At 67.2% G+C, this 18,714-nt stretch carries 13 protein-coding genes; 10 read left to right on the top strand and 3 right to left on the bottom strand.

Going from position 1 to position 18,714, the window contains the following annotated elements; all coding sequences use genetic code 11:
- The first annotated feature begins 14 nt into the window (after positions 1-14).
- The 7 genes from treS (at position 15) to CLD20_RS10535 (ending at position 13,980) form a co-directional block, all read left to right on the top strand.
- Positions 15-3,290: a maltose alpha-D-glucosyltransferase gene (gene treS / locus CLD20_RS10565; RefSeq protein ID WP_224406805.1), complete on the top strand. Its 3,276-nt coding sequence runs from the start codon at positions 15-17 to the stop codon at positions 3,288-3,290.
- Positions 3,287-5,509: a 1,4-alpha-glucan branching protein GlgB gene (gene glgB / locus CLD20_RS10560; protein WP_224406590.1), complete on the top strand. Its 2,223-nt coding sequence runs from the start codon at positions 3,287-3,289 to the stop codon at positions 5,507-5,509. Before treS ends, glgB begins: the two co-directional genes overlap by 4 nt.
- 14 nt (positions 5,510-5,523) lie before the next feature.
- The gene (glgX, locus tag CLD20_RS10555; RefSeq protein WP_224406589.1) at positions 5,524-7,599 is read left to right on the top strand and encodes a glycogen debranching protein GlgX; all 2,076 of its coding nucleotides are present in this window, start codon (positions 5,524-5,526) and stop codon (positions 7,597-7,599) included.
- A gap of 22 nt (positions 7,600-7,621) precedes the next feature.
- Positions 7,622-9,463: a 4-alpha-glucanotransferase gene (gene malQ, locus CLD20_RS10550; protein WP_224406588.1), complete on the top strand. Its 1,842-nt coding sequence runs from the start codon at positions 7,622-7,624 to the stop codon at positions 9,461-9,463.
- Between the two features lie 118 nt (positions 9,464-9,581).
- Positions 9,582-10,862: a glucose-1-phosphate adenylyltransferase gene (glgC, locus tag CLD20_RS10545; protein WP_224406587.1), complete on the top strand. Its 1,281-nt coding sequence runs from the start codon at positions 9,582-9,584 to the stop codon at positions 10,860-10,862.
- Between the two features lie 12 nt (positions 10,863-10,874).
- Positions 10,875-12,359, top strand: coding sequence for a glycogen synthase GlgA (glgA, locus tag CLD20_RS10540; RefSeq protein ID WP_224406586.1), 1,485 nt, complete (start codon positions 10,875-10,877; stop codon positions 12,357-12,359).
- Positions 12,349-13,980 carry an alpha-D-glucose phosphate-specific phosphoglucomutase gene (locus CLD20_RS10535; RefSeq protein ID WP_224406585.1) on the top strand — a complete coding sequence of 544 codons (1,632 nt, stop codon included), beginning with the start codon at positions 12,349-12,351 and terminating at the stop codon, positions 13,978-13,980. Before glgA ends, CLD20_RS10535 begins: the two co-directional genes overlap by 11 nt.
- A gap of 13 nt (positions 13,981-13,993) precedes the next feature.
- On the opposite strand, the gene CLD20_RS10530 is transcribed toward CLD20_RS10535, so the two are convergent.
- The gene (locus CLD20_RS10530; RefSeq protein WP_224406584.1) at positions 13,994-14,881 is read right to left on the bottom strand and encodes an MBL fold metallo-hydrolase; all 888 of its coding nucleotides are present in this window, start codon (positions 14,879-14,881) and stop codon (positions 13,994-13,996) included.
- Positions 14,882-15,082: 201 nt separating this feature from the next.
- On the opposite strand from CLD20_RS10530, the gene dut reads away from it, so the two are divergent.
- A complete protein-coding gene (dut, locus tag CLD20_RS10525) occupies positions 15,083-15,559 on the top strand; it encodes a dUTP diphosphatase (RefSeq protein ID WP_224406583.1) in 477 nt (158 codons plus the stop codon).
- Between the two features lie 25 nt (positions 15,560-15,584).
- On the opposite strand, the gene CLD20_RS10520 is transcribed toward dut, so the two are convergent.
- On the bottom strand, positions 15,585-15,737 hold the full coding sequence (locus CLD20_RS10520) for a YqaE/Pmp3 family membrane protein (RefSeq protein ID WP_224406804.1): 153 nt from the start codon (positions 15,735-15,737) through the stop codon (positions 15,585-15,587).
- A 225-nt stretch (positions 15,738-15,962) separates the two neighbouring features.
- On the opposite strand from CLD20_RS10520, the gene CLD20_RS10515 reads away from it, so the two are divergent.
- Positions 15,963-17,303, top strand: coding sequence for a deoxyribodipyrimidine photo-lyase (locus CLD20_RS10515; protein WP_224406582.1), 1,341 nt, complete (start codon positions 15,963-15,965; stop codon positions 17,301-17,303).
- Positions 17,304-17,370: 67 nt separating this feature from the next.
- Here the strand turns inward: CLD20_RS10515 and CLD20_RS10510 are convergent, their stop codons facing one another.
- On the bottom strand, positions 17,371-18,195 hold the full coding sequence (locus tag CLD20_RS10510; protein WP_224406581.1) for a YiiX/YebB-like N1pC/P60 family cysteine hydrolase: 825 nt from the start codon (positions 18,193-18,195) through the stop codon (positions 17,371-17,373).
- Positions 18,196-18,540: 345 nt separating this feature from the next.
- On the opposite strand from CLD20_RS10510, the gene CLD20_RS10505 reads away from it, so the two are divergent.
- The gene (locus tag CLD20_RS10505) at positions 18,541-18,687 is read left to right on the top strand and encodes a DUF3096 domain-containing protein (RefSeq protein WP_224406580.1); all 147 of its coding nucleotides are present in this window, start codon (positions 18,541-18,543) and stop codon (positions 18,685-18,687) included.
- Positions 18,688-18,714: the final 27 nt, after the last annotated feature.

Raw genomic sequence — 18,714 nt, 5'->3', positions numbered from 1 at the left:
ACCGGATGGACGGCATCATCGATCGTTCCGATACCGAATGGTACAAGGACGCGATCGTCTATCAGCTGCACATCAAGGCCTTCCTCGATTCCAACGGCGACGGCGTCGGCGATTTCGAGGGCCTGATCCAGCGCCTCGACTATATCGAGAGCCTCGGCGTCACGGCGATCTGGCTGTTGCCGTTCTATCCCTCGCCCCTGCGCGACGACGGCTACGACATCGCCGACTACCGGGCGATCAACCCGTCCTACGGCACGATGCGCGACTTCAAGCGCCTCGTGGCGGAGGCGCACCGGCGCGGCATCCGCATCATCACCGAGCTCGTCATCAACCACACCTCGGACCAGCATCCCTGGTTCCAGAAGGCCCGCAAGGCGCGGCCCGGCTCGGCGGCGCGCAACTACTACGTCTGGAGCGACACCGACCAGAAGTACCAGGGTACCCGCATCATCTTCCTGGATACGGAGACCTCCAACTGGACCTGGGACCCGGTGGCGGAGGCCTTCTTCTGGCACCGCTTCTATTCGCACCAGCCGGACCTCAACTTCGACAATCCGCGCGTGATGAAGGAGGTCCAGTCGGTGATGCGCTACTGGCTGGACATGGGCGTCGACGGGCTTCGCCTCGACGCCATCCCCTATCTCGTGGAGCGCGACGGCACCAACAACGAGAACCTGCCGGAGACGCACGACGTCCTGAAGGCGATCCGCGCCGAGCTCGACGCCCACTACACCGACCGGATGCTGCTCGCCGAGGCGAACCAGTGGCCGGAGGATACCCGCCCCTATTTCGGCGAGGGCGACGAGTGCCACATGGCCTTCCACTTCCCGCTGATGCCGCGCATGTACATGGCGCTGGCGCAGGAGGACCGGCACCCGATCACCGACATCATCCGCCAGACGCCGGACATCCCCGATCCCTGCCAGTGGGCGATCTTCCTCAGGAACCACGACGAGCTGACGCTCGAGATGGTGACGGATCTGGAGCGCGACTATCTGTGGCGCACCTACGCCTCGGACCAGAAGGCGCGCATCAATCTCGGCATCCGCCGCCGGCTCGCCCCGCTCCTGCAGAACGACCGGCGCAAGATCGAACTGATGAACGCGCTGCTTCTTTCCATGCCCGGCACGCCCGTCCTCTATTACGGCGACGAGATCGGCATGGGGGACAACTACTTCCTCGGCGACCGCGACGGGGTGAGGACGCCGATGCAATGGTCGGGCGACCGCAACGGCGGCTTCTCGCGCGCCAATCCGCAGCAGCTCTTCCTGCCGCCGATCCAGGACCCGATCCACGGCTACGAGGCCGTCAACGTGGAGGCGCAGCAGTCCGACCCCTCCTCGCTGCTGAACTGGATGCGGCGCATGGTCAACGTGCGCAAGCAGTACAAGGTGTTCGGGCGCGGGGAGATGACCTTCCTCTATCCCGGCAACCGCAAGATCCTCGCCTATATCCGCAGCCATGAGGGCGAGAACATCCTGTGCGTGGCCAACCTGTCGCGCTCGGCGCAGGCGGTGGAGCTCGACCTTTCGCGCTTCCGCGGCATGACGCCGGTGGAGCTCTCCGGCCATTCCGCCTTCCCGGCGATCGGCGACCTTCCCTACATGCTGACGCTGCCGGGATACGGCTTCTACTGGTTCCTGGTCACGGAAGACGCGGAGGTGCCGAACTGGCACGTGCCCGCTCCCGACATCATGCCCGAATTCATCACCGTCACGACGCGGGGCGACCTTTCCGGAGCCCTCTCGGGACGCGACCGCACGCAGCTGGAGACGCAGACGCTGCCGGACTTCCTGCAGCGCCAGCGCTGGTTCGCCGGCAAGGGCGGGCGCATCGAGGGCGTGCATCTTTCTCCGCTCGCCTCGGTCGGCGAGGGCCATCAGGTGCTCGCCACCGTCGATGTCGATTTCGCCGAGGGCGAGAGCCAGCGCTACTTCCTGCCGCTCTCGGCGCTGTGGGGAGAGGAGCACCTGCATTTCGGCGCGCCGAAGCTTTCCTACACGCTCGCCAAGGTGCGGCGCGGACCGAAGGTCGGCGGCCTGATCGACGCGGCCTTCGACGAGGACTTCACCCGCTCGCTGCTTTCCTCCATGGCCGAGGGCAGGACGCTGCCGGCCGAGGGCGGCGAGATCGCCTTTGCCGGGCTTGCCGACCTTGCCGAGGCGGCCGAGGAGGCCGACATCCACCCGCTCGGCGTCGAGCAGTCGAACGTCTCGGTGATGATCGGCGAGAAGGCGCTCCTGAAGATCTACCGGCGCCTCAGGGAAGGCGAGCAGCCGGAAATCGAGGTCGGCCGTTTCCTCACCGACGTCGCCGGCTTCGACAACACGCCGCAGCTTCTCGGAACGGTGGAATACCGGCCGGCGGAAGGCGAGCCGACGGCGCTTGCCGCGGCCTTTTCCTTCGTGCGCAACCAGGGCGACGGCTGGTCCGTCCTCACCGACGCGCTGGAACGCGACCTCGACGCGACGGCCCTTTCCTCCGCCTCCACCTTCGAGCCGCAATCGGCGACGGGCACGATGCCCTTCGGCCATCCGCTCGACCTTCCCTGGCGCATGGGCATCCGCACCGCCGAGATGCACCTTGCTCTGGCGACGGAGACCGACGACGCCGCCTTCAAGGTGGAGCCGATCTCCGGCAGCGACATCGCGGAATGGGCCGAGGATGCGGCAAGGATGGCAGGCGAGGCGGTCGAGCGGCTGAAGGCCGCCGCGCCGACGCTTCCCGGCACGACGCAGATCCTCCTGGAAGAGCTTGCCGCCGGCAGCGACCTGGTGCTGGCGGAGCTTTCGGGCCTTGCCGACAGCCCGCCCTCGGGCGGCAAGTCGCGCATCCACGGCGACTATCATCTCGGCCAGGTGCTCGTGAGCCAGGCCGACATCGTCATCATCGACTTCGAGGGCGAGCCGCAGCGCTCGCTCGCCGAGCGGCGGGCCAAATCCTCGCCGCTGCGGGACGTGGCAGGCATGCTGCGTTCCTTCGACTATGCGGCAGCCGCCGCGGAGCGCCGCTACCTGTCGCGCTACAGCGAAGAGACGGGAGGCGTGCACGAGCGCGCGCTTCTGTGGCGCGACAAATCCGTCTCCGACTTCCTGGCGAGCTATTCCGCCCGGATGGAGGGGGCGGCGACGCTGCCGCCAGAGCGGGAAGCCACCGAAAGGCTTCTCAGGCTCTTCCTCCTGCAGAAGGGCTTTTACGAGCTCCTCTACGAAACCGCCAATCGCCCGGACTGGATCGACATTCCCCTCCGCGGCGTTCTTGACCTCATCAGCACGAAGGCCAGCGCATGAACCTCTCGCGCCTAGAACAACCGACAGCGACCTTCCCCGATATCGATCGGCGGGCCGTCCGCTCGCTGATCGAAGCAAGGCACGGCGATCCGTTCGCCCTCCTCGGCCCGCACAAGAGCCAGGACGGCATCACCATCCGCGCCTACCACCCTGGCGCCGAAAGGGCCGAGGTGATCTCTCCCGACGGGGCGCGCGTCCTTGCCCCGATGGAGCGGCTCGACGACGGCTTCTTCGCCGCCTCGCTCCGCGGAGAGGGGCGCGAGCTCGCCTATCGCTTCCGCTTCTTTTCCGGCGAGAATTCGTGGACCCAGGGCGACGCCTACCGCTTCGCGCCGCTGCTCGGCGAACTCGACCTGCACCTCCTCGGCGAGGGACGCCACCGCCGCCTCTATGAAAAGCTCGGCGCCCATCCGACCACCGTCGACGGCGTCGAAGGTACCGCCTTCGCCGTGTGGGCGCCGAATGCGCGGCGCGTCTCCGTCATCGGCAGCTTCAACGACTGGGACGGGCGCCGGCACGTCATGCGCAACCGCCTGGAAGGCGGCGTGTGGGAGCTCTTCATCCCCGATATCGGACCGGGCGAGCTCTACAAATACGAACTCATCTCGGCGGAAGGCCGCCGCCTGCCGCTGAAGGCCGATCCGCTCGCCTTCGCCCAGGAGGCGCCGCCCTCGACCGCCTCGCGGGTCAGCGGCCTGCCGGAGCGGACCTGGCAGGACGTCGCCTGGATGGCCGAGCGCAAGGCCAAGAACCGGCACGACGCCCCGATCTCCATCTACGAGGTGCATCTGGGCTCCTGGCGCCGCGACGCCGATGGCGGCTTCCTCAGCTACGAGGCGCTGGCCAACGAGCTGATCCCCTACGTCAAGGAGATGGGGTTCACGCATATCGAGTGCCTGCCCGTTTCAGAGCACCCGTTTTCCGGCTCCTGGGGCTACCAGCCGATCGGTCTTTATGCGCCCACGGCACGCTTCGGGTCGCCGGAGGACTTCGCCAAGTTCATCGAGCGCTGCCATGCCGAAGGCATCGGCGTCATCATCGACTGGGTGCCGGCGCATTTTCCCACCGACGAGCACGGGCTTGCCAATTTCGACGGCACCGCGCTCTACGAGCACGCCGATCCGCGGCAGGGCTTCCACCGCGACTGGAACACGCTGATCTACAATTTCGGGCGCACGGAAGTGCGCAACTTCCTGGAAGCCAACGCGCTCTACTGGATGGACGAATTCCATATCGACGGGCTGCGCGTCGATGCGGTCGCCTCCATGCTCTACCTCGACTATTCGCGCGAGCCGGGCGACTGGGTGCCGAACGTGCATGGCGGGCGGGAGAACCTGGAAGCCATCGACTTTTTGCGTTCCATGAACACCGACGTGTTCGGCGGCTTTGAAGGCGCCACCACCTTCGCCGAGGAATCGACCGCCTGGCCGGGCGTGTCGCGGCCGGTGGAGACCGGCGGCCTCGGCTTCGGCTTCAAGTGGAACATGGGCTGGATGCACGACACGCTCTCCTACATCCAGAACGACCCGGTGCACCGCAGGTATCATCACCACCAGATGACCTTCGGGCTGCTCTACGCCTTTTCGGAGAACTTCGTGCTGCCGCTCAGCCATGACGAGGTGGTGCACGGCAAGGGCTCCATGCTCGGCAAGATGCCGGGCGATGAATGGCAGCGCTTCGCCAATCTCAGGGCCTATTACGGCTTCATGTGGGCCCATCCGGGCAAGAAGCTGCTGTTCATGGGCGGCGAGATCGCCCAGTACCGCGAATGGAGCCACGACAGCTCGCTCGACTGGCATCTCCTGCAGCACGAACCGCATGCGGGCATGCAAAGGCTCGTGCGCGACCTCAACGCGCTCTATCAGGAGACGCCGGCGCTTTACGAGCGCGACTGCGAGCCGGCGGGCTTCCAGTGGATCGACGCCTCGGACGCCGACCAGAGCGTCTTCTCCTTCCTGCGCCGGGGCGAGAAGGCGGACGACGTCGTCGCCGTCATCTGCAACTTCACGCCCATCGTGCGCGAGGGCTACCGCATCGGCCTGCCCTTCGCCGGGCGCTGGCAGGAGCGGCTCAACACGGATTCGGCGACCTATGGCGGCTCCAATGTCGGCAACGGCGGCGAGGTGTTCGCCGGCGAAGAAGGATGGCATGGACAGCCCGCCTCCGTCGCCCTAACCCTGCCCCCACTCGGCGTTCTCATTCTCAAGTACCGACCCTAGAAGGGATCACTCACATGGCGCGGCTTCGCGTGGAGCCCGGCACGCCGCACCCTCTTGGTGCGACGTGGGACGGGTCTGGTGTCAATTTCGCGATCTTTTCCGCCCATGCGGAGAAGGTCGAGCTGTGCCTGTTCGACCGGCAGGGCCGGCGCGAGCTCGAGCGCGCGGTGCTGCCCGAATATACCCATGAGGTCTGGCACGGCTATTTCCCCGAGATCCGGCCCGGCCAGCTCTACGGCTACCGCGTCTACGGCCCCTACGATCCGAAAGCCGGCCACCGCTTCAACCACCACAAGCTGCTGATCGACCCCTATGCGCGGGCGCTGCAGGGCGAGCTGCGCCGGCCGGACCTTTGCTTCGGCTACCGCGCCTCGTCGGGACGCGAGGACCTTTCCTTCGACCGGCGGGACTCCGCCCGCGTCATGCCGAAATGCGTCGTCGTCGACCCCGCCGTCACCTGGGGGCGGGACATTTCGCCGAAGCGGCCATGGACCGAGACGATCTTCTACGAGGCGCATGTGAAGGGGATGACGGCGCGCCACCCGGACGTGCCGGAGCATCTGAGAGGCACGTTCGCGGGGCTCGGCAGCCCGCATGTCATCGAGCATCTGCAGAAGCTCGGCGTCACGGCCGTGGAGCTGATGCCGGTGCAGGCCTTCTTCGACGACGACTTCCTGTTGAAGAAGAACCTGTCCAACTACTGGGGCTACAACACCATCGCCTTCTTCGCCCCGGCGCCGCGCTTCATCTCGCACGGTTCGGATTTCCACGAATTCAAGCTGATGGTGCGCAAGCTGCACGAGGCGGGGATCGAGGTGATCCTCGACGTGGTCTACAACCACACCGCCGAGGGCAACCACCTCGGGCCGACCCTCTCCTTCCGCGGCATCGACAATGCGAGCTACTACATGCTCGCCGACGATCCCCGGCACTATTTCGATACGACGGGCACCGGCAACACGCTCGACCTGCGCCATCCGCGGGTGCTGCAGATGGTGACGGATTCGCTGCGCTACTGGGTACAGGAGTGCCATGTCGACGGCTTCCGCTTCGACCTGGCGACGGCACTCGGGCGCGAGCGGGAAACCTTCTCCAACCAGGCCGTCTTCTTCGACACGATCCGCCAGGACCCGATCCTGTCGCGCGTCAAGCTGATCGCCGAACCGTGGGACATCGGCCCGGACGGCTACCAGCTCGGCAACTTTCCGCCGGGATGGGCGGAATGGAACGGCGCCTACCGGGACGTGGTGCGCAGCTACTGGAAGGGCGACGACGGCTCGCTGCCGGATGTGGCGCGCGCGCTGCTGGGCTTTGCCGACATGTTCGAGCATCGCGGCCGCAAGCCCTGGGCGAGCGTCAACCTCGTCACGGCCCATGACGGCTTCACGCTGAACGACCTCGTTTCCTACAATTCCAAGCACAACGAGGCGAACGGCGAGGGCAGCCGCGACGGCCACGACGACAACCGCTCCTGGAACTGCGGCGTGGAGGGCGAGACCGACGACCAGGAAGTGCTGGCGCTGCGCGAGCGGCAGAGGCGCAACTTCATCCTGACGCTGTTCCTGTCGCAGGGCACCCCCATGCTGGTCATGGGCGACGAGCAGGGCCGCACGCAAAACGGCAACAACAACGCCTATTGCCAGGACAACGAGACGAGCTGGATGAACTGGGAGGAAGCGGGCCCCTCGGGCGAGGCGCTGCGCGACTTCACCTCCCGCGTCATCGCCTTTCGTCAGCTGCATCCGCTGCTGCGCCAGGCACGCTATCTGCATGGGGACGAAGTGCCCGGCCGGGGCGTACCGGACGTGCAGTGGCTGAGACCGGAAGGCGGCGTGATGCAGGAAGGCAACTGGAAGGACGGGCTGCGCAAGACCGTCGGCCTGATGCTCTCCGGCGAGGGCGCGAGCAGCCTTCTCATCCTTGCCAACGCGGCGCCGAACGACATGGAATTCACGCTGCCCAGGCTCGACTGGGTGGAGCGCTGGCGGCGCGCGATCGAGACTGTCAACGGCGAGATCGGAGGCGCGGAGTTCGAGCCGGGCAGCAAGATCCACCTGGCGGCACGTTCGATGATCGTTCTTGAGAGCTGACGAGCGAAAAAAGGGGGAGACGATGACCGAAGAGCTCGACCGCCTGGCGTGGGAGCACGGCATCGACGGGGAATACTGGGCTCTGTCAGGCGAAAAGGTCGCCGCCGGCGATGAGACGAAACGAGCGCTGCTCGCCGCGCTCGGCGTCACGGCGGGGGCGACGCCTGCCGGAGACGAACTGCGTGCGAAGCTCGGCGGGCTCGCCGGCCCCGGCAGGCCCTGTTTCGTGCCACCCTTCCTCGCGGAAGGCCGCGCCTGGGGCGTCACCTGCCAGCTCTACGGGCTCAATACCGCCCGCAACTGGGGGATCGGCGATTTCACCGACCTTGCCGAGCTCGCCGAGACGGTGGCGGCGCGCGGGGCGGACTTCGTCGGCGTCAATCCGCTGCACGCCCTCTTTCTGGCGATGCCGGAGCGGATGAGCCCGTTCTATCCCTCGAGCCGGCGTTTTCTCAATCCGCTCTACATCGCCGTCGACCAGGTTGCGGGCTACACGGAAGCCGACGCGCCCTCGGCCGAGTGGCTCGGGGCGGCGCGCGCGGCGCCGCTCGTCGACTATCCCGGGGTGACGCGCCACAAGCTCGCCGCCCTCTGGCGCATCTTCCAGCGCGGCCGCGACGGCATCCTCGCCGATCCGGCGTTCGAGCGCTTCCGCGAGAAGGGCGGCAAGGCGCTCTTCGACCACGCCCTCTTCGAGGCGATCGCGCTCGGCGGCCATGCTTCCGCGGCGCCCGGCGGCTGGCATGTCTGGGACGAGGCGTTCAGGAGCCCGGGCAGCGAGGCCTCGCAGGCCTACGCCAAGGAGCACGACGAGGAGGTGCTCTACCAGATGTGGCTGCAGTTCCTCGCCGAAGGACAGGCGGACGAGGCCCAGGCGCGGGCGCTCGCGGCCGGCATGCGGATCGGCCTTTATGTCGATCTCGCCGTCGGCGTCGCCCCGGACGGCTCGGCCACCTGGACCGACGAGGGAGTGACGGTGAAAGACGTCACCGTCGGCGCCCCACCCGACTATTTCAACGCCGACGGGCAGGATTGGGGTCTCGCGCCGCTTTCCCCGGAGGGCCTGCTCAAGGTCGAGCTGGCGCCCTTCCGCAGCCTTCTGGAAAGCCTGATGCGCCATGCCGGGGCGCTGCGCATCGACCATGTGATGGGGCTTTACCGCCAGTTCTGGATCCCGCGGGGGCTCGGACCGGCGAAGGGCGCCTATATGCGCTTTCCGTTCGCGGCGATGCTGGGCGCGCTCGCGGACGTGTCGCAATCCTCCGGCACCCTGGTGATCGGCGAGGATCTCGGCGTCGTGCCGGAGGGCTTTCGCGAGGTCATGGCCGAAACGGCGCTGCACGCCTACAAGGTATTCCTGTTCGAACGCGACGGCGAGCGCTTCCGCGACCCGGCGGAATATCCACGCTCGGCACTCGCCTGCCTCACCACGCACGATACGGCGAGCCTCGCCGGCTGGTGGAGCACGCACGACCTCGTCGTGCGCGAGCATATCGGCCTTCTCGGCGAAGAGGCGGCAGGCCACGAGCGCCAAGCCCGGAAGGGCGAGAGGCAGGCCGTGCTGAGGCTGCTTGCCGAGCACGGGCTCGGCGACGGGCTGGGCGAGATGGAGGAGGGCTCGGAAGCGCAGTTCGCCGAGATCTCGCTCCGCCTCCACACCCTCATCGCCCGCGCGCCCTCGCGGCTCTTCGCCGTGGCGCTGGAGGACATCGCCGGCATCGCCGACCAGCCGAACGTGCCGGGCACGACCGACGCCCATCCCAACTGGCAACGACGCCTGCCGCTCGAAGTTGGCGAACTCGCCTCGCGCCCGCACTTCGCGCGGATTCTGGAAGCCGTGGCGCGGGAGCGCCCGAGAACTTGAGCGGGGCCGCGGGCGATAGGCCGCATTGCCCGCACGACCTTGAGGCATGGTCGGCTTCGGCCCATTGTGCCAAGCAAGCGCGCGCGGCTGAACGCGCCGACGGGACGGGGAGATCGCCATGACCAGAATCGATCCAGACGCACTCGGGGGGCGGCTCGCCCGCCAGACGATGGCCTTTGTTCTGGCGGGCGGTCGCGGCAGCCGGCTGATGGAGCTGACGAACAACCGCGCCAAGCCGGCGGTCTATTTCGGCGGCAAGAGCCGGATCATCGATTTCGCCCTCTCCAACGCGCTCAATTCGGGCATCAAGCGCATCGCGGTGGCGACCCAGTACAAGGCCCACAGCCTCATCCGCCACCTCAACCGCGGCTGGAATTTCTTCCGCCCCGAGCGCAACGAGACCTTCGACATCCTGCCGGCATCGCAGCGCGTGGCGGAGGACAAATGGTATGTCGGCACCGCCGATGCCGTGACCCAGAACATCGACATCATCGAGGATTACGCGCCCGAGCTGATCATCATCCTGGCAGGCGACCACGTCTACAAGATGGATTACGAGATCATGCTCGCCCAGCACGTCAATTCGGGGGCGGACGTCACCGTCGGCTGCATCGCCGTGCCGCGCATGGAGGCGACGGGCTTCGGGGTGATGCATATCGACGAGAACGACCGGATCGTGGATTTCGTGGAGAAGCCGGCCGACCCGCCGGCGATGCCGGACAATCCCGACCTCGCCCTCGCCTCCATGGGCATCTACGTCTTCCACACCAAGGCGCTCTTCGAGCACCTGAAGCGCGACGCCGAGGACCCCAATTCGAGCCACGATTTCGGCCGCGACATCATCCCGGACATCGTGCGCAACGGCACCGCGGTGGCCCATCAGTTCGCCCATTCCTGCGTCATGTCCGGCGCCGAGCCGGAGCCCTACTGGCGGGACGTCGGCACGGTGGACGCCTTCTGGGAAGCCAATGTCGACCTTACCGACTTCGTGCCGGGGCTCGACCTTTACGACCGCGACTGGCCGATCTGGACCTATGGCGAGGTCACCCCGCCGGCAAAATTCGTGCACGACGAGGACGGCAGGCGCGGCACGGCGACGAGCTCGCTCGTCTCGGGAAGCTGCATCATCTCCGGCTCGCATATCGACAAGTCGCTGCTCTTCACCGGCGTCATGGCCCATTCCTACAGCCAGCTCTACAAGGTGGTGGCGCTGCCGCATGTGACGATCAACCGGCATGCGCGGCTGAAGAACGTCGTCATCGACCGCGGCGTCGTCATTCCGCGCGGCCTCATCGTCGGCGAGGACCCCGAAGCGGACGGGCGCCATTTCCGCCGCACCGACGACGGCGTCTGCCTGATCACCCAGGCAATGATCGACCAGTTGCCGGGAGTCCGGTAGGAACCACCGGCCGTGTCCCGCGTCCTCTTCGTCGCTTCGGAATGCTATCCGCTGGTGAAGACCGGCGGGCTCGCCGACGTGGTCGGCGCCCTGCCGCTTGCCCTTGCCGAGGCGGGGACCGACGTGCGGGTGCTGCTGCCGGCCTATCCGGAGGTTCTCGACAAGCTCGGCGAGGCCGTGGAAGAGCCGCTGCCTTGCGGGCCCGTCCTCGGCGAGGAAGGCCGGCTCCTGACGGCGACGACCGAGGCCGGCCTGAAGGTCATCGCACTCGATCTGCCGCGGCTCTACCGGCGCAAGGGCAATCCCTATATCGGGCCGGACGGCGCCGACTGGCCCGACAACCAGCTCCGTTTCGGGGCGCTCTCGAAGGCGGCCGTCGACATCGCCGCGGCGGGCGTTGGCGGCTGGCAGCCGAAACTCATCCACGCCCATGACTGGCAGGCCGGGCTGGTGCCGGCCTATCTGGCGGCCAGCGGCGGGGCGGCAGCCAGCCTCTTCACCATCCACAACATTGCCTTCCAGGGCGTTTTTCCGGCAACCGAACTGCCCAATCTCGGCCTGCCGGACAGCTTCTTCCACCGCGAGCGCATGGAGTTCTGGGGCCAGATCTCCTACCTCAAGGCCGGCATCGCCATGGCGGACAAGGTCTCCACCGTCAGCCCGACCTATGCGCGCGAGCTGCAGAGCGCGGAATTCGGCTGGGGGCTCGACGGGCTCATCCGCCACCGCGGCGCCGACGTCGTGGGCATCCTCAACGGCATCGACCATTCCGTGTGGAATCCCGCGGACGACCCGTTCATCCCCGCGCCCTACAAATCGGGCGCCGGCAAGGGCAAGGCGGCAAACAAGAGGGCGCTGCAGGAGAGGTTCCGCCTGGCGGAGGATCCGGACGCGCCGCTCTTCTGCGTCATCAGCCGCCTCACCGAGCAGAAGGGAATGGACCTTCTTCTCGCCAACCTGCAGCATCTCATCTGGCGCGGCGGGCAACTCGCTGTGCTCGGCACGGGCGAGCCCGCGCTGGAACTCTCCTTCCGCCAAGCCGCGGCGCTCAATTCCGGGCGGGTGGGCGTCACCATCGGCTACGACGAGGGGCTCTCCCACCTCATGCAGGCCGGCGCCGACGCCATCCTCGTTCCCTCGCGCTACGAGCCCTGCGGCCTGACGCAGCTCTACGGACTGCGCTACGGCACGCTGCCGGTCGTGGCGCGCACGGGCGGCCTCGCCGATACGGTGATCGACGCCAACCCCGCCGCCATCCAGATCGGCGCGGCGACCGGCTTCAGCTTCGCCCCGGTCACGGCCGAGGCGCTGCGTCACGCGCTCGACCGGGCCGTGCTGCTCTACCGCAACGGGCGCGCCTGGCGCGCGGCGCGCAAGGCGGCGATGCGACTCGATTTCGGCTGGGCCGCCTCGGCCCGGCTCTACAGCGACCTATACCGGCAGATCATCACGGATACCGGCCGGACAGCCAACGGAGTGAGGGCGAATGGACATTGAAACGGTCCCGACGGAACCGATCGCCGGCCAGAAGCCGGGTACTTCGGGCCTGCGCAAGAAGACGGCCGCCTTCCTGAAGCCCGGATTCCTGGAGAACTACGTCCAGGCGATCATAGACGGGATCGGCGGCGTCGCCGGCGAGAGCTTCGTCATCGGCGGAGACGGGCGCTATGGCAACAAGCAGGCGATGCAGACGCTGATCCGCATGCTGGCGGCCGGCGGCGCCAAACACCTGATCATCGGCCAGAACGGGCTCCTGTCGACGCCGGCCGCCTCCTGCGTCATCCGCAAGCGGGGCACCAAGGGCGGCTTCATCTTCTCCGCCAGCCACAATCCGGGCGGCGAGCGCGGCGATTTCGGCCTCAAATACAACATCTCCAACGGCGGACCCGCGCCCGAGAGCGTGACCTCGGCGATCTATGAGGCGACGCAGACGATCTCCGCCTACGGGCTCGCCGAGATCGAGCCCGTCGACCTTTCCACCCTCGGCACGGTGGAACGCGGCGAGATGACGGTCGAAGTGATCGACCCTGTCGCCGACTATGCCGAGCTGATGGGCGAGCTCTTCGATTTCGAGGCGATCGGCAAGCTCTTTGCCTCCGGCTTCCGGCTCTCCTACGACGCCATGAACGCGGCGACGGGGCCCTATGCCAAGGCGATCCTGGAGGGCATGCTCGGCGCGCCGGAGGGCACCGTGGTGAACGGCGAGCCGCTGCCCGATTTCGGCGGCCTGCATCCGGATCCTAACCCGGTGCACGCGCACGACCTCTTCGAGACGATGGCCTCGCCGAACGCGCCCGACATGGGCGCCGCCTCCGACGGCGACGGCGACCGCAACCTCGTTCTGGGCAAGAGCCTTCCGGTCTCGCCGTCCGATTCGATCGCCATCCTCGCCGCCAACGCGCATCTCGCTCCCGGATACGCCAAGGGGCCGGTCGGGCTCGCCCGCTCCATGCCGACGAGCCGGGCGCTCGACCGGGTGGCGGAACATCTGGGCATCGCGCTCTACGAGACGCCGACGGGCTGGAAGTTCTTCGGCAACCTCCTCGACGCCGGCAAGATCACGCTGTGCGGCGAGGAGAGCGCCGGCGCGGGCTCCGACCATGTGCGCGAGAAGGACGGGCTGTGGGCGGTGCTCCTGTGGCTCAACATCCTCGCCAGACGGGGCGAATCGATCCGCGAGATCGTCAAGGGCCACTGGGCCCGCTTCGGGCGCAATTACTATACGCGCCACGATTACGAGGCGGTCGAGACGGAGCGCGCCGAGGCGCTGATGGCGGAGCTGAAGGGCCGGCTCGAGAGCCTGCCCGGTACAACCGCCGGCAGCCTCACCATCGAGGCGAGCGACGATTTCGCCTATCGCGATCCCGTCGACGGCTCGCTCGCCGAGCACCAGGGGCTGAGGATCCTCTTCGAAGGCGGGGGGCGCGCGGTCTTCCGCCTTTCCGGCACGGGCACGGAAGGGGCGACGCTGCGCGTCTATCTGGAGCGCTTCGAGGCGGACCCGGCCAAGCACGGCATGGACGCGCAGGAGGCGCTGAAGCCGATCATCGAGGCGGCCGAGGCCGTGGCGAAGATCCGGGAGCATACGGGCCGCTCGGAGCCGGACGTCATCACCTGAGCGGCCTGCGCGCCTAGTCCCAGGCGGCGCCCTGAAGAGCGTCGAGCGGGATCTTGAGATAGCGGCGTCCGTTCGCCTCCGGCTCCGGCAGGCGGCCGCCGTCGATGTTGACCTGCAGGGCGGCGAGAATCAGCTTCGGCATCGGCAAGGACCGATCGCGCTCCTGGCGCAGCCGGACATAGTCCTCCTCGGTCTTTGCCTGCGTCAGGTGCTTGTTGGTCGCCTTCTGCTGGCGAACCGTCGATTCCCAGGCCGGATCGCGGCCGCCCGGCTTGTAATCGTGGCCGGTGAAGAGGCGCGTTGCATCGGGGAGCGCCAGGATCTCCTGGATCGACTGCCACAGGCGCTTTGCGCTGCCGCCGGGGAAATCGGCGCGGGCCGTGCCGAAATCGGGCTGGAAGAGCGTGTCGTGGACGAAGGCCGCATCGCCGATCACATAGGTGATGGAAGCCAGCGTATGGCCCGGCGAGAACATCACGCGCGCCTCGATGTCGCCGACCCGGAAGGGCTCGCCCTCAGCGAAGAGATGATCCCATTGCGAGCCGTCGGCCGGAAAGTCCGGCCAGCCGTAGATGTCCTTCCAGAGCTCCTGGACCTCCGCCACATGCTCGCCGATCGCCTTCGGCGCGCCGGTCTTCGACTTCAGGTAATCGGCGGCCGAGAAGTGGTCGGCATGAGGGTGGGTGTCGAGGATCCACTCGACGGAAAGGCCGTTCTGGCGCACGAAATCGAGGATCCTGTCGGCATTGATCGTCGCCGTGGCGCCGGACTTCTCGTCAAAGTCGAGGACCGGGTCGATGATGGCGCAGCGCCGCGTTGCCGGGTCGGCGACCACATACTGGACGCTGAACGTGCGCTCGTCGAAGAAGCCGGTCACTTCCGGCCTCGCAATATCCGTCATGGCTTCCCTTCCAGACTGCTCCGTCGCCAAGATGGGTCATATGCGGATTTTTGCAACTATTCGAGAGTTGCGGGGATTTCCAGGATCGGCATCAGGGAAAATCCGCCGGCTCTGCGGGGATAGCGGGCAGATCGCCGGAACGCCGGTTGACCCGTTTCAAAGCCTTTGCGACTTCGTGCGTCCTGCCGCGAAGGGGAAGAGATGAACGCCGGATTTCAGCCGCCCGTCGAGATCAAGATTCTGGACGAGAGGCTCCGACAGTGGGGGATGCCCGCGCACCATTCCGTCATGGCGGCAGGTCTCGACCTTCGCGCCTGCCTCGAGGAAGCGCTCGTTCTCGACGCCGGCGCGCCGGCGGTGCTCATCCCGGCCGGCTTTTCGATTTCGATCGCCAATCCCGGCATCGCGGCCTTTATCGTGCCGCGCTCGGGGGCCGGTCACAAGAAGGGGCTGGTGCTTGGAAATTCGGTCGGTCTGATCGACGCCGATTATCACGGGCCGATCATGGTGAGCGCCTGGAACCGCAACGCGCCCGGCACGCAGGCCATCCTGATCGAGCCCGGCGAGCGCATCGCGCAGATGTTCTTCGCGCCTGTCCTGCATCCGCGCTTTGAGGAAGTCGGCGAGTTTTCAGCCGACAGCGCGCGAGGCGCAGGCGGCTTCGGCTCGACCGGCTGAGCGGCCGGGCCGAAGCGTTTTCACGTCAGCGCCGCAGGATGATCCAGATGGCGTGAATGATGCCCGGCACGTAGCCGAAGATCGTCAGCAGAATGTTCAGCCAGAACTGCAGTCCGAGGCCGACCTGCAGGAAGACGCCGAGCGGCGGCAGGATGATGGCCACAAGAATGCGGATAATGTCACCGCTGGTTGCGGTGCTCTTTTCGACCGAATGGCTGGAGCCATGGGTCGGTTCACGGGTGTCGTAAGCCAAGTAGCTCTCCCTTGGTTGCGTTAACGGCAGAACTCGCCGCGGCCCGAACCGTTCCGCCATGGAGCGGAGGCAGGCGCGGGGCCGCCGCCCTTCCGTGCGCCGATTGCCACCCTAAGTGGCGCAGGACGCAGGAAAATGCCGGAGAGACGCATGCCGGGAGAAAATCCGCGCCTGACCTGGCTGAACGGCAAGGCGCCGCAGGACGGAAGCTACGTCCTCTACTGGATGGACAGAGCCCAGAGGGCGGAGGCCAACCACGCGCTCGAACTCGCCACCTTCATGGCCGACCGCTACGAGAAACCGGTCCTTGTCGTTCTCAGGATCGGCGGCGAGGAGCCGCCGATCACCCGCCGGCAGGCGACATTCATGGCCGAGGGGCTTTGCGAGCTCGCCGGCACGCTTGCCGAACGCGGCATAGGCTTTCGGGTCCTGCCCATGGCGCAGGAGAAGACCTTCCGGGAGATGCTCGACAAGGCGCTGATCGCCGTCACCGATGTCGGCTATCTGCGCTACCACCGCGAGCGGCGCGGCTGGCTCGGCGACAACGCGCCCTGCCCCGCGGTCGCGGTCGACACCGACTGCCTGGTGCCGGTGACGGCGGCGAGCGAGAAGGCCGAATACGCGGCCCGCACCATCCGCCCGAAGATCAACCGGCAGCTGGACGATTTCCTGAAGCCCCTCACGGAGCGCAGGCCCGCCAAGGCGTTCTCCGGCATCTCCCTGCCGGACGGGATCGAGCCGGGCGACAACCACGCGATCGCGGAGGCTGCCGGAAACGAGGGGCCGGAGCCGGTCGACTGGATCACCGGAGGGCACGCGCAGGCGGCGGATCGCCTGACGAAATTCCTTGCCCACGACCTTGCCGCGTATGACGAGGAACGGCCGGATCCCAATGCGGCGCGGGTCTCCATGCTCTCGCCCTATCTGCGCTTCGGGCAGATCTCGCCGCTCGAAATCGCCCTCAAGGCGCGCGATGCCAAGGCGGATTCAGCCTCCTTCCTGGAGGAGCTCGTCGTGCGGCGCGAGCTTGCCGCCAACTGGTGCCACTACCGGGACGGGTACGACAGTTACGAGGCGCTGCCGGATTGGGCGCGCGCGACGCTGGAGAAGCATCGCGGCGATGCGCGCAATCCCGGCTACACGGCGGCGGAGATGGAAGAGGCGAAGACGGGCGACGAGGCCTGGAACGCGGCCATGCGGCAGATGAAGGCGACCGGCTACCTGCACAACCATCTGCGGATGTACTGGGCCAAGCAGATCCTGCGATGGGCCTCCAGCCCGCAATACGCTCTGTCGACTATCATGGCGCTCAACAACCGCTACTTCCTCGACGGCGGCGACCACAATTCCTTCGCCAACAACCTGTGGACGCTCGGCCTGCATGACCGTCCCTTCCAGGAGAACGCGGTCTACGGCACCGTGCGCCCGATGACCCGCAGCGGGCTGGAACGGAAGTTCGACGTGAAGGCCTATATTCGCAGCGTCGACTGAGCGCCGCCATTGGCGTGGGGGCTGGGCGTGAGCGGGAGCCCGCTCCGCGGTCAATCCGGCACGTGGCCTAAGCGGGCTCTTCGGTCTTACTCTCAGGTTGTGCTTCCCGATCCTCCGGCGGCTCCCCATCGCCCCAGACGAGGCGCTTGTAGTTGAAGCCGTTCTCCAGCGTCGGCTTCACCACCGAGAAATAGGGCGAGAGGTCGAAGTCGCGCGGCGCGAAGAGCGAATGGTGGCGGATGAAATAGATCTCCCGGCGCTTGCGCCAGATGCCCGGCCGGCGTTTGTCGTCGTGCCGGATGACGGGCAGGATCGGGTAGTGCACGCGCTGATAGGCCTCGGCGATCAGCGAGGAGCAGATGGCGCGCGTCGGATCTCCCGAGCCGATGGAAATGGCGCGCCGCCGCCAGCGGGCCGGCAGCGGCAGCGGGAAGAAGTAGCGCAAGAGGTCGAAGATGTTCTTCATGTCGTATTTCAGGCCGATCTTGCCGAGCATGAACTCGGTCACGGCCTTGCGGTCGGCCGAGGAGAGCCCGACCGGCCGGCAGATGCGCACGTTGTAGGTGGCGTAGCGCGACAGCGGCACGGAGATGCAGCCCTCGCTGGCATCGACCTCGATCAGGCAGTGCGGCTCGCCCTGCGAGGTGAGAGCGCTGGGAATGTCGCCGACATAGAGCGCCGAATGCGACCAGGTCGACTGGGTGAGGTACTTCACGACCTGCGAGATGTAGGCCCTCCCCTCGACGAGGACGATGTCGCCCGGCTTCAACAGCTTGCGCAGCACCTCCGGCTCGAAGGTGTTGAAGGCTTCGTAGCTGCCGGTCTCACGCTCCAGGAGGCGCGCGAGACGATGGCCGATACGATCGAAGAGGGTGGCGGTTTCCCGAGACATCGAAGCGATGAGACGCGCGCGGGCGGGCGCGCGTCAAGAGTCCGTCACGGAGATTGTTCTGCCGGCTCAGAGGGGGAGGAGCGCCCCCGCGCAAGACCTGGGCGGCCTCCTCCACATGGCTCTTCCAGGCGACAAGCGCCGGGCGGCCCCCAGCGAGATCACCGAGGCCGATCGGCCGCGGAAGGCCTGCGCGGGGACCCGGAGGGCGCACCAGCGCATGCTGCGATGCGCAAAAATTTCGGCGCCGGCGGCAACGAGGCAGGGCCGCGACCGTTTCCCGTCTGCCCCGCCGCCACAAAGGCGGTGCGGGCGGCGCCGCAACGGCGCACAGAACAGGAGCACCTCATGGACATCATCTACATCCAGCCGCTGATCGCCCTCGTCGCCGGCATCCTCATCCTCGTCATGCCGCAGGTGCTGAACTACGTCGTCGCGGCCTATCTCATCCTCGTCGGGCTTCTGGGTCTCTTCCCGAACCTGCTCGCGACCTGAGCCGCGCCGAACCTTTCGCGGCCGGGC

Origin of the sequence: Afifella sp. IM 167, from assembly GCF_020144925.1 — a bacterium.
Classification (GTDB): Bacteria; Pseudomonadota; Alphaproteobacteria; order Rhizobiales; family Afifellaceae; genus Afifella.
The sequence above is the reverse complement of the archived record's forward strand: the minus strand, read 5'-3'. Positions and strand labels throughout refer to the sequence as shown.